Consider the following 11,895-nt stretch of genomic DNA (forward strand, 5'->3'; position numbering starts at 1 on the left):
AAGTGTTAAAAAAAGTTCTCCCCCTGCTGGCGCTGTTTGCGCTGCCTGCTTTTGCCAAGCCCGTCCTGACGGTCTACACCTATGACTCCTTCTCTGCCGACTGGGGCCCTGGCCCTGTGGTTAAAAAAGCCTTTGAAGCGGACTGTAACTGCGAGCTGAAGTTCGTGGCGCTGGAAGATGGCGTTTCGCTGCTCAACCGTCTGCGCATGGAAGGAAAAAACAGCAAGGCCGACGTGGTGCTCGGGCTGGATAACAACCTGCTGGAAGCCGCCTCGCAAACCAAACTGTTTGCCAAAAGCGGCGTCGCGGCAGATGCCGTTAACGTGCCGGGCGGCTGGAAAAACGACACCTTTGTGCCGTTCGACTACGGCTACTTTGCTTTTGTTTACGACAAAAATAAGCTGAAAAACCCGCCGAAGAGCCTGAAAGAGCTGGTCGAAAGTGACCAGAAATGGCGCGTGATTTATGAAGATCCGCGCACCAGCACGCCGGGCCTGGGCCTGCTGCTGTGGATGCAAAAGGTCTACGGGGATAAAGCGCCGGAAGCGTGGCAGAAACTGGCCGCCAAAACCGTCACCGTGACCAAGGGCTGGAGCGAAGCCTATGGCCTGTTCCTGAAAGGCGAAAGCGACCTGGTGCTGAGTTATACCACCTCTCCGGCCTACCACATTATCGCCGAGAAGAAAGATAACTATGCTGCGGCTAATTTTGCTGAAGGGCACTATCTGCAGGTGGAAGTCGCCGCGCGTACCGCCGCCAGCAAACAGCCGGAGCTGGCAGAGAAGTTCCTGAAGTTTATGATTTCACCGGGGTTCCAGAATGCCATCCCGGCTGGTAACTGGATGTATCCGGTCACTAACGTTACCCTGCCCGCAGGTTTCGAGCAGTTGACCAAACCAAACACCTCGCTGGAGTTTTCGCCGCAGCAGGTCGCCGCGCAGCGTGCAGCATGGGTAAGTGAATGGCAACGCGCCGTCAGCCGTTGATTCCCGGCTGGTTACTTCCCGGGCTGCTCGCCGCCACAGTGATGGTGGTGGTCAGCCTGGGGGCTTTTCTTGCACTGTGGTTCAACGCGCCAGAGAGCGACCTGCTTGCCCTCTGGCACGACAGCTACCTCTGGCACGTTATCCGGTTCTCCTTCTGGCAGGCGTCTTTCTCAGCCCTGCTGTCGGTGCTCCCGGCTATTTTTCTTGCGCGCGCCCTGTATCGGCGGCGTTTTCCCGGCAGGCTGGCACTGCTGCGCCTGTGCGCCATGACGCTGATCCTGCCCGTGCTGGTGGCGGTATTTGGTATTCTGAGCGTTTACGGTCGTCAGGGCTGGCTGGCTTCGCTGTGCGGCCAGCTTGGTCTGGAATGGTCATTCTCTCCTTACGGCCTGCAGGGCATTCTGCTGGCGCACGTGTTTTTCAATATGCCGATGGCAACGCGCCTCTTTTTGCAGGCGCTGGAGAATATTCCCGGCGAACAGCGCCAGATTGCTGCCCAGCTCGGCATGCGCGGCGTGTCGTTCTTCCGCTTTGTCGAATGGCCGTGGCTGCGCCGCCAGATCCCGCCCGTCGCGGCGTTAATCTTTATGCTCTGCTTTGCCAGCTTTGCCACCGTGCTGTCGCTCGGCGGCGGGCCGCAGGCCACCACCATTGAGCTGGCGATTTACCAGGCGCTGAGTTACGACTACGATCCCGGTCGCGCCGCGCTGCTGGCGATGGTGCAGATGGCGTGCTGCCTTGTGCTGGTGCTGTTGAGCCAGCGGCTGAGTAAAGCCATTCCCCCAGGCAGCAATCAAATAACCGGCTGGCGCGATCCGCAGGACAGCCTGCACAGTCGCGTCACCGATTTTATCCTGATCGCGCTGGCGCTTCTGCTACTGCTGCCGCCGCTGATGGCCGTTATCGTTGACGGACTGAACCTCAATCTTATATCCGTCCTGCAACAGCCCGTCCTCTGGCAGGCGACCTGGACCTCGCTGCGTATCGCGCTGGCGGCAGGGTTACTGTGCGTCATGCTGACCATGATGCTGCTGTGGAGCAGCCGCGAACTCTACGCGCGGCAGGCCCAAAAGGCCGGACAGGCGCTGGAGCTGACGGGCATGCTGATTCTGGCGATGCCGGGCATCGTGCTGGCGACGGGCTTCTTTTTACTGTTCAACAGCACCATCGGCCTGCCGGAAAGGGCCGATGGCATCGTGATTTTCACCAACGCCCTGATGGCCATTCCCTACGCGCTCAAAGTGCTGGAAAACCCGATGCGCGACGTCAACAGCCGCTACGGTTTGCTGTGCCAGTCGCTGGGCATGCAGGGCTGGCAGCGGCTGAAGGTGGTCGAACTGCGCGCGCTAAAACGCCCGCTGGCGCAGGCGCTGGCGTTTGCCTGCGTGCTGTCGATTGGGGATTTTGGCGTGGTGGCTCTCTTTGGCAATGACGATTTCCGCACGCTGCCATACTGGCTCTATCAGCAGATCGGCTCTTATCGCAGTCAGGACGGCGCGGTCACCGCGCTGTTACTGCTGCTGCTGTGCTTTGCCTTATTTACCGTTATCGAAAAACTTCCGGGGCGTGATGTTAAAACTGACTGATGTAACCTGGCTTTACCAGCATCTGCCGATGCGCTTCACGCTCTCCGTGCGTCAGGGGGAGACGATCGCCGTGCTTGGCCCAAGCGGCGCGGGAAAAAGCACGCTGCTTAATCTGATTGCGGGTTTTCTGCAGCCGGCAAGCGGCGCGATCGTCATTAACAATCAAGACCATACCCACACGCCGCCCGCAAAACGTCCTGTCTCCATGCTGTTTCAGGAAAACAACCTGTTTACCCACCTGACGGTGCGGCAAAACATCGCGCTTGGAATGCATCCGGGACTCAGGCTGAACGATGCCCAGCGCCAGAAGCTGAAGATCATTGCCGCCCAGATGGGGATCAACGAGTTCATCGACAGGCTGCCGGGCGAGCTTTCCGGCGGTCAGCGTCAGCGCGTGGCGCTGGCGCGATGTCTGGTCCGCGAGCAGCCGATCCTGCTGCTGGATGAGCCATTCTCGGCGCTCGATCCCGCACTGCGCCAGGAGATGCTGGCGCTGGTGCAGGACGTCTGCCAGCGCCAGCAGCTGACGATGCTGATGGTGTCGCACAGTATTGAGGATGCCGCTCGCATCGCGCCGCGATCGGTGGTGATTGCCGAAGGGCGTATTTTGTGGGATGGAAAAACAGAAGAACTGCTGAGTGGTAAAGCGGGGGCGTCTTCGCTGTTGGGCATTCGTGCCGTCTGATGCCCTCACCCTGGCCCTCTCCCACGGGGAGAGGGAATATACCTTAACGGCTCACCACCTTCAGCAGAATTTCGCCATATACCGGCATCAGCGGGTGGCGAATCAGCGCCACAAGCGCCACCACGGCCACACCCAGCGTCAGCGGGGCCAGCCAAAGCAGGCGAGTGCGCGGGAGGTAGCGCGTCAGGCGATCGATATTCGCTTTCCCGCTGCGCCACAGCCGCCAGCAGAGCCATGCCGCCAGCCACAGCAGCACAGCCGTGCCCAGCAGCAGCCACTTAAACTCACCGCTTTGCATACCGTCAGGAATATCGATGGTAGCGCCCGCGAGGATCCCCGGCAGGAAGTAGAACGGCGGCCAGAAGACGCAGCCGATAATGTTCGGCACCACGAATTTCGCGACGGGCAGATCCAGCATCCCCGCCACCATCGGCACCAGCGGACGCGTTGGCCCGACAAAGCGGCCGACAAGAATGGTAAACATGCTGTGCTGATGCAGCGCATGCTCGGTTTTATCCAGCAGGGCTTTGTTCTTTTTCATGAAAGACCAGCGGTGCAGCGGCTTCTTAAAGCGCCAGCCCAGCCAGAAGGAGATCCAGTCGCCGAGCAGGCAGCCGATAATCCCGGCCAGCCACGCCTGCCAGAAATTAACCTCGCCGCTGCCAATCAGCGCCCCAAGCCCTGCCATCATCACGGTGCCGGGCAGGATCAGCCCAACCAGCGCCAGCGATTCCAGAAACGCCACCAGCGCCACGGCGATGAGCGAGTACATAACGGACTGGGTAATAAAGTGTTCCAGCAATGCCTGCATAACTATTCCGGTCAGAAAACGAATCAGCGATTCTGCTTAGCGCCCCGCACCGCGTCAAGGCAACAATTGTCTGAATAGTTTACAGGTTGCTTTCTGCATTCACCTGTTTGTTTATCTTTTTTTACCGTTTATTCACATCCCGCACGGAATTCGCTCGGGCTGGCGCCGGTGCATTTTTTAAAGACCCGGGAGAAATAGAGCTGATCCTCAAAGCCCACGTTACGCCCCACGGTGGCGATCGGCATCCGGGTGGTGCTGAGCAGCAGCTTCGCCTGGCTGATGCGCTGATCCTCGCGCCAGCTCAATACGCTGACGCCCAGCTGCTGCCGGAACAGATGCGACAGCCGCGACGGCGACAGGCAGACGTGCTGTGCAACGCTGGCGATATCAAACTGGCTATCGGCCAGGTGGTCGCTGATGTACTGGCAGGCGTCGCGAACGCGGTTATCCAGCGGGGGGTTAAGCGACTCGTTAATCGCCTCCATCCGTCGCAGCAGCAGCTGTTCAAGCAGGTTAATCGCCAGCAGTTCAGCGTAGCGACCACCGGCCTGTCCCGCCTCGATAATTTGCGCAAAAAGCTCGCGAAACTGCGCCAGATGAACCTCATCCGGGCGATAAAAACCGGTGTGCGCAAAAATAGCTGGCCACGAAAGCCACTCCTGCCAGTAGGCGCGCGGACGGAAATAGACCCACTGGTGATACCACTCTTTGGCATCGGGATGACGGCCATAGTGGTGGATCTCCCCCGGCGGGAACAGCAGGATATCGCCGGGGCGGCAGACAAACTGCTGGTCACCGTTCTTGATGATCCCTTCCCCCCGCACGGTCAGATTGAGGATATACCCTTTCATGCCGAGCGGTCGGTCGACGTAAAAGTCGAGATATCCCTCAGCCTCGATAGGGGTCAGTCCCGCCACAAGGTGCGCGTTAAACGAGTATCCCGGCAGCAGGGGATCGTTTTGCGTTTCGGCCATAGATTCAGTTCTCCCAAGGGTCCTGAAGGAAACCAATTGTCCATATCATTAAAAGCAGGTTAAAAATGGCCCGCGAAAAGATCCAAAAAGCATCACGCCGCTTTTACGTCCGCCATGTTTCAGCCTTTCCCCCTGATTTCTCCGCCAGAGCAGGCAGATAACCAGTAACAAAAGTGTCTATAAGTGCGGCAGAAATGTCCACATTGAATATTTGCACGGCGTCACACTTTCCGTTGTAACAGCAATTTAGTCCATAAGATTAGCGGATCCTGCCTGACGACTTTTTTCCCCAGTCTCTAATGTTCTTCCATACCTGTTTTTTCGATGGAGCAACACCATGGCAATTGCGATTGGCCTCGATTTTGGCAGCGATTCGGTTCGCGCGCTGGCAGTGGACTGTACGTCCGGCCAGGAGATAGCAACCAGCGTTGAGTGGTACCCGCGCTGGCAAGAGGGGCGCTACTGCGATGCGCCTAACAACCAGTTCCGTCACCACCCGCGTGACTATATCGAGTCGATGGAAGCGGCGATCAAAACCGTCCTGGCCGAACTGACTGACGCCCAGCGGGCTGAGATTGTCGGCATCGGCGTCGACAGCACAGGCTCCACGCCTGCCCCTGTGGATGCCGAAGGCCGCGTGCTGGCGCTGCGCCCGGAGTTCGCCGACAACCCGAACGCCATGTTCGTGCTGTGGAAAGACCACACCGCTGTGGAAGAGGCCGAAGCCATTACGCGCCTGTGCCACCAGCCGGGCAAAACAGACTACTCGCGCTACATCGGCGGAATTTATTCCAGCGAATGGTTCTGGGCCAAGATCCTCCACGTCACCCGGGCCGACGCCTCCGTCGCACAGGCTGCGGCGTCATGGGTTGAGCTGTGCGACTGGGTGCCTGCCCTGCTCTCCGGCACCACCCGCCCGCAGGATATCCGCCGCGGCCGCTGCAGCGCCGGGCATAAATCCCTGTGGCACGAAAGCTGGGGCGGCCTGCCTCCGGCCGCGTTCTTCGATGAGCTAGACCCGATCCTCAACAAGAGCCTGACGTACCCGCTGTTTACCGACACCTTCACTGCCGATATTCCGGTCGGCACCCTCTGCGAAGAGTGGGCGACGCGCCTCGGCCTGCCGCAGAACGTGGCCATCTCCGGCGGCGCCTTTGACTGCCATATGGGCGCCGTGGGTGCGGGCGCACAGCCAAACACGCTGGTCAAAGTCATCGGGACCTCCACCTGCGACATCCTGACGGCGGATAAAGCCACCGTCGGCGACCGCGCGGTGAAAGGCATCTGCGGCCAGGTTGACGGCAGCGTTGTGCCGGACTTTATCGGCCTCGAAGCCGGTCAGTCCGCGTTTGGCGATATCTACGCCTGGTTTGGCCGCGTGCTCGGCTGGCCGCTGGACCAGCTGGCGGCGGCGCATCCTGAACTGAAAACCCAGATAGCCGACAGCAAAAAACAGCTTCTGCCGCAGCTCACCGAAGCCTGGGCAAAAAATCCGTCTCTCGATCACCTCCCGGTGGTGCTGGACTGGTTTAACGGCCGCCGCACGCCGTTTGCCAACCAGCGTCTGAAAGGGGTGATTACCGATCTCAACCTGGCGACCGACGCCCCTGCGCTGTTCGGCGGTCTGATTGCCGCAACGGCCTTCGGTGCCCGCGCCATTATGGAGTGCTTCACCGGACAGGGCATCGACGTGAACAACGTGATGGCGCTGGGCGGCATCGCCCGTAAAAACCCGGTGATCATGCAGGCCTGCTGCGACGTGCTGAACCGTCCCCTGCAGATTGTGGCCTCCGATCAGTGCTGCGCGCTGGGCGCGGCGATTTTCGCTGCCGTGGCCGCAGGCGTCCATGCCGACATCCCGACCGCACAGCAGCATATGGCGAGCGCCGTCGAAAACACGCTCCAGCCGCGCGCCCAGCAGGCACAACGCTTTGAACAGCTTTATCAGCGCTACCAGCAATGGGCAAAAAGCGCCGAACTTCACTATCTCCCTGTCGCCGCCCCGGCCAAAAGCACCGCGGACACTACGGCAACCCTGACCCATTAAGGACACGATGATGACCATTTTTAATAACTATGAAGTGTGGTTTGTGATTGGCAGCCAGCATCTCTACGGACCGGAAGCGCTGCAGCAGGTGACGAAACACGCAGAGCACGTGGTTAACGCGCTGAACGCGGAAGCTAAACTGCCGTGCAAACTGGTGCTGAAACCGCTGGGCACAACGCCGGACGAAATCACCCACATCTGCCGCGACGCCAACTACGACGATAAATGCGCCGGTCTGGTGGTGTGGCTGCACACCTTCTCGCCGGCTAAAATGTGGATCAACGGTCTGTCTATCCTCAACAAACCGCTGCTGCAGTTCCATACCCAGTTCAACGCCTCCCTGCCGTGGGACAGCATCGATATGGACTTTATGAACCTGAACCAGACCGCGCACGGCGGCCGCGAGTTCGGCTTCATCGGCGCGCGTATGCGTCAGCAGCACGCGGTGGTCACCGGCCACTGGCAGGATGGCAAGGCTCAACAACGTATCGGCTCATGGATGCGTCAGGCGGTCTCTAAGCAGGACACCCGCCATCTGAAAGTGGTGCGTTTCGGTGACAACATGCGTGAAGTGGCGGTCACGGACGGCGATAAAGTGGCCGCGCAGATCAAGTTCGGCTTCTCCGTGAACACCTGGGCCGTGGGCGACCTGGTGCAGGTGGTGAATGAAATCAGCGACGGCGACGTGAGCGCGCTGGTGGACGAGTACGAAAGCAGCTACCGCCTGACGCCTGCGGCACAAATCAACGGCGACAAGCGCCAGAACGTGCTGGACGCGGCGCGCATCGAGCTGGGCATGAAGCGCTTCCTGGAACAGGGCGGCTTCCACGCCTTTACGACGACCTTTGAAGACCTCCACGGCCTGAAACAGCTGCCGGGTCTGGCGGTTCAACGTCTAATGCAGCAGGGCTACGGCTTTGCGGGCGAAGGCGACTGGAAAACTGCCGCTCTGCTTCGCATCATGAAGGTGATGTCGACCGGTCTGCAGGGCGGCACCTCCTTTATGGAGGACTACACCTACCACTTCGAAAACGGCAACGATCTGGTGCTCGGCTCACACATGCTGGAAGTGTGCCCGACGATCGCCGTGGAAGAGAAACCGATCCTCGACGTGCAGTACCTCGGCATCGGCGGCAAAGCCGATCCGGCGCGTCTGATCTTCAACACCCGCACGGGCCCGGCGATCAACGCCAGCCTGATCGACCTCGGCGATCGTTTCCGTCTGCTGGTGAACTGCGTCGATGCCGTTGAAACGCCGCACTCCCTGCCGAAACTGCCGGTCGCCAACGCCCTGTGGAAAGCACAGCCTGACCTGCCAACCGCCTCTGAGGCCTGGATTCTGGCCGGCGGCGCGCACCACACGGTGTTCAGCCACGCGCTGGATCTGAGCGACATGCGTCAGTTCGCCGAGCTGCACGATATCGAGCTGACCGTGATTGATAACGATACCCGCCTGCCCGCCTTCAAAGACGCGCTGCGCTGGAACGAAGTTTATTACGGTTCAAAACGCTAAGTAGGGAATGCCCGGTGACGCTACGCTCACCGGGCAGGGAGATAACGATGTTAGAAGATCTCAAACGTCAGGTGCTCGAAGCCAACCTGGCGCTGCCGAAACATAATCTGGTGACCCTGACCTGGGGCAACGTCAGCGCCGTTGACCGGGAAAAAGGCGTGTTCGTGATTAAGCCTTCCGGCGTGGATTACACGGTGATGACCGCAGACGATATGGTCGTTGTCAGCCTCGAGACCGGCGAAGTGGTCGAAGGTAAGAAAAAACCGTCCTCCGATACGCCGACTCACCGCCTGCTGTACCGGTCATTCCCGACCATCGGCGGCATTGTGCATACCCATTCGCGCCATGCGACCATCTGGGCGCAGGCGGGCCAGTCCATCCCGGCGACCGGCACCACCCACGCGGACTACTTTTACGGCACCATTCCCTGCACGCGTCTGATGACCGATGCGGAGATTAACGGTGAGTACGAGTGGGAAACGGGCAACGTGATTGTCGAAACCTTCGAAAAACAGGGGATCGACGCGGCGCAAATGCCCGGCGTGCTGGTGCACTCCCACGGCCCGTTTGCGTGGGGTAAAAACGCAGAAGACGCGGTGCATAACGCCATAGTGCTCGAAGAGGTCGCCTATATGGGGATCTTCTGTCGCCAGCTGGCGCCGCAGCTGCCGGATATGCAGCAAACCCTGCTGGATAAGCATTACCTGCGCAAGCACGGCGCGAAGGCCTATTACGGGCAGTAAACTGTATATATACCCAGCATAAAATATTCAACCAGGCTATAATCAAGCCTGGTTTTATTTTATGGGATAACGGCGTGGCGCAGGCGCAAGAAGGCTTTTTACTGACCCGACACTGGCGGGATACCCCTCAGGGCACCGAGGTCGCGTTCTGGCTGGCAACCGACAGCGGTCCGCTGCACGTTACGCTGCCCCCGCAGGAATCCGTGGCCTTTATTCCTGAAGCCCACGTCGAGAAGGTGAAGCAGCTGCTGCGCGGCGAAAACGGCTGGCGCATTACCCCGCTTGAACTGAAGGATTTCCACCGCCAGCCGGTTTACGGCCTCTACTGTCGCGCCCATCGCCAGCTGATGCGCTATGAAAAGCTGCTCCGCGAGGCGGGCGTGACGCTCTACGAAGCCGATATTCGCCCACCGGAACGCTTTCTGATGGAGCGGTTCATTACCGCCCCCGTCTGGGTTGATGGCATCGAACAAAACGGCGGCGTCGTTAACGCGCGCCTGAAGCCGAATCCGCACTACCGCCCACCGCTGAAGTGGGTCTCACTGGATATTGAAACCACCCGCCACGGCGAACTGTACTGCATCGGTCTGGAAGGCTGCGGCGATCGGGTTGTCTATATGCTCGGGCCGCCGAATGGCGATGCGTCCGCGCTGGATTTCCGGCTTGAGTACGTCAACAGCCGCCCGCAGCTGCTGGAGAAGCTTAACCAGTGGTTTGCCGACAACGACCCCGACGTTCTGATCGGCTGGAACGTGGTGCAGTTCGACCTGCGCGTGCTGCAAAAGCACGCCGAGCGCTACCGCATCCCGCTGATGCTGGGGCGCGGAAACAGCGAGCTGGAATGGCGCGAACACGGTTTTAAGAACGGCGTTTTCTTCGCGCAGGCTAACGGTCGCCTGATTATCGACGGCATCGAGGCGCTTAAGTCCGCCTTCTGGAACTTCTCTTCATTCTCCCTGGAAGCCGTCGCGCAGGAGCTGCTTGGCGAGGGTAAATCCATCGACAACCCCTGGGACAGAATGGACGAGATCGACCGGCGCTTTAATGAAGATAAACCGGCGCTTGCCACCTATAACCTGAAAGACTGCGAGCTGGTCACGCAGATTTTCCACAAAACCGAGATCATGCCGTTCCTGCTGGAGCGCGCGACGGTGAACGGCCTTGCCGCCGACAGGCACGGTGGCTCGGTTGCCGCCTTTAGCCACCTCTATTTTCCACGGATGCACCGGGCGGGATACGTCGCCCCTAACCTCGGAGACGTGCCGCCGCAGGCAAGCCCCGGCGGATACGTCATGGACTCCCGACCAGGATTGTATGACTCCGTTCTGGTCCTGGATTACAAAAGCCTGTACCCGTCGATTATCCGCACCTTCCTCATCGATCCCGTCGGGCTGGTTGAAGGCATGGCCCAGCCGGATGATGAGCACAGCACCGAAGGTTTCCTCGGCGCACGCTTCTCGCGGGAAAAACACTGTCTGCCTGAAATCGTGGGAAACATCTGGCACGGCCGCGATGAGGCCAAGCGCCACGGCAACAAGCCCCTTTCTCAGGCTCTAAAAATCATCATGAACGCCTTTTACGGCGTGCTGGGCACCAGCGCCTGCCGCTTCTTTGACCCGCGTCTGGCCTCCTCGATCACCATGCGCGGGCACGAGATTATGCGCCAGACCAAAGCGCTGATTGAGTCCAGGGGCTATGACGTCATCTACGGCGACACCGACTCCACCTTTGTGTGGCTTAAGGGCGCGCACTCTGAAGACGACGCCGCGCAAATCGGCAAAGCGCTGGTCGCCTTCGTGAACGACTGGTGGCAGGAACATTTGCAGAAAGAGCGATTAACCAGCGCGCTGGAGCTGGAATTTGAAACCCATTTCGCCCGCTTTTTAATGCCCACCATTCGCGGTACCGATCAGGGCAGCAAGAAGCGTTACGCCGGGCTGATTCAGGAAGGCGACGCGCAGCGGATGGTTTTTAAAGGGCTGGAAACGGTGCGTACCGACTGGACGCCGCTGGCGCAGCAGTTCCAGCAGATGCTCTATCTGCGGGTGTTTCGCAATGAGCCGTATCAGGACTACGTGCGCGAGACGATAGCCAGCCTGATGGCGGGCGAACTTGACGCGCAGCTGGTGTACCGCAAGCGCCTGCGCCGCCCGCTGGCGGAGTACCAGCGCAACGTTCCTCCGCACGTACGCGCCGCGCGTCTGGCGGATGAAGAAAATGTACGCCGTGGCCGCGCGCCGCAGTATCAAAACCGGGGAACCATTAAATACGTCTGGACCATTAGCGGCCCCGAACCCGTGGATTATCAGCATTCTCCTCTGGATTACGAACACTATCTGACGCGTCAGCTTCAGCCGGTTGCCGACGGAATTTTGCCCTTCATCGACGATGATTTTGCTACACTAGTGACAGGGCAACTTGGCCTATTTTGACGCGTGACGAAATGGCTGCCATCCAGTACCATAGCGCCCTTTCCATTCCCGGACCCATTTTTCGATGACCGTCTTTTTTGACGGTAGTCGAACTATTGCCTGCAATTAAAGATTAGAG

General features: G+C 59.5%; 9 protein-coding genes. 7 read left to right on the forward strand and 2 right to left on the reverse strand.

Features of this window, described 5'->3' with window-relative positions; translation table 11 throughout:
• Positions 1–2 precede the first annotated feature (2 nt).
• From thiB to thiQ, 3 genes are read left to right on the forward strand one after another with little or no spacing between them, the layout of a single operon-like run.
• A complete protein-coding gene (thiB, locus tag DFO52_RS15055; protein ID WP_133550677.1) occupies positions 3–986 on the forward strand; it encodes a thiamine ABC transporter substrate binding subunit in 984 nt (327 codons plus the stop codon).
• Positions 962–2,572, forward strand: coding sequence for a thiamine/thiamine pyrophosphate ABC transporter permease ThiP (thiP, locus tag DFO52_RS15060; protein WP_133550678.1), 1,611 nt, complete (start codon positions 962–964; stop codon positions 2,570–2,572). Before thiB ends, thiP begins: the two co-directional genes overlap by 25 nt.
• Positions 2,556–3,257, forward strand: coding sequence for a thiamine ABC transporter ATP-binding protein ThiQ (gene thiQ / locus DFO52_RS15065; protein WP_133550679.1), 702 nt, complete (start codon positions 2,556–2,558; stop codon positions 3,255–3,257). The genes thiP and thiQ overlap by 17 nt, the downstream gene beginning before the upstream one ends.
• A 43-nt stretch (positions 3,258–3,300) precedes the next feature.
• On the opposite strand, the gene DFO52_RS15070 is transcribed toward thiQ, so the two are convergent.
• Both DFO52_RS15070 and araC read right to left on the reverse strand, forming a co-directional pair.
• Positions 3,301–4,068, reverse strand: a complete 768-nt coding sequence (locus DFO52_RS15070) for a DedA family protein (RefSeq protein ID WP_133550680.1) — start codon at positions 4,066–4,068, stop codon at positions 3,301–3,303.
• Positions 4,069–4,196: 128 nt separating this feature from the next.
• The gene (araC, locus tag DFO52_RS15075) at positions 4,197–5,042 is read right to left on the reverse strand and encodes an arabinose operon transcriptional regulator AraC (protein WP_023310373.1); all 846 of its coding nucleotides are present in this window, start codon (positions 5,040–5,042) and stop codon (positions 4,197–4,199) included.
• A 337-nt stretch (positions 5,043–5,379) separates the two neighbouring features.
• On the opposite strand from araC, the gene araB reads away from it, so the two are divergent.
• The 4 genes from araB to polB all read left to right on the forward strand — a co-directional run bounded on the left by araB (position 5,380) and on the right by polB (position 11,777).
• The gene (araB, locus tag DFO52_RS15080) at positions 5,380–7,089 is read left to right on the forward strand and encodes a ribulokinase (protein ID WP_133550681.1); all 1,710 of its coding nucleotides are present in this window, start codon (positions 5,380–5,382) and stop codon (positions 7,087–7,089) included.
• 10 nt (positions 7,090–7,099) lie between these two features.
• On the forward strand, positions 7,100–8,602 hold the full coding sequence (gene araA, locus DFO52_RS15085) for an L-arabinose isomerase (RefSeq protein WP_029740879.1): 1,503 nt from the start codon (positions 7,100–7,102) through the stop codon (positions 8,600–8,602).
• 47 nt (positions 8,603–8,649) lie between these two features.
• Entirely contained in the window at positions 8,650–9,345 is a 696-nt protein-coding gene (araD, locus tag DFO52_RS15090) for an L-ribulose-5-phosphate 4-epimerase (protein ID WP_047646621.1), read from the forward strand.
• Positions 9,346–9,419: 74 nt separating this feature from the next.
• The gene (polB, locus tag DFO52_RS15095; protein WP_133550682.1) at positions 9,420–11,777 is read left to right on the forward strand and encodes a DNA polymerase II; all 2,358 of its coding nucleotides are present in this window, start codon (positions 9,420–9,422) and stop codon (positions 11,775–11,777) included.
• Positions 11,778–11,895 lie beyond the last annotated feature (118 nt).

This window comes from Enterobacter sp. AG326, from assembly GCF_004362415.1.
Classification (GTDB): domain Bacteria; phylum Pseudomonadota; class Gammaproteobacteria; order Enterobacterales; family Enterobacteriaceae; genus Enterobacter; species Enterobacter asburiae.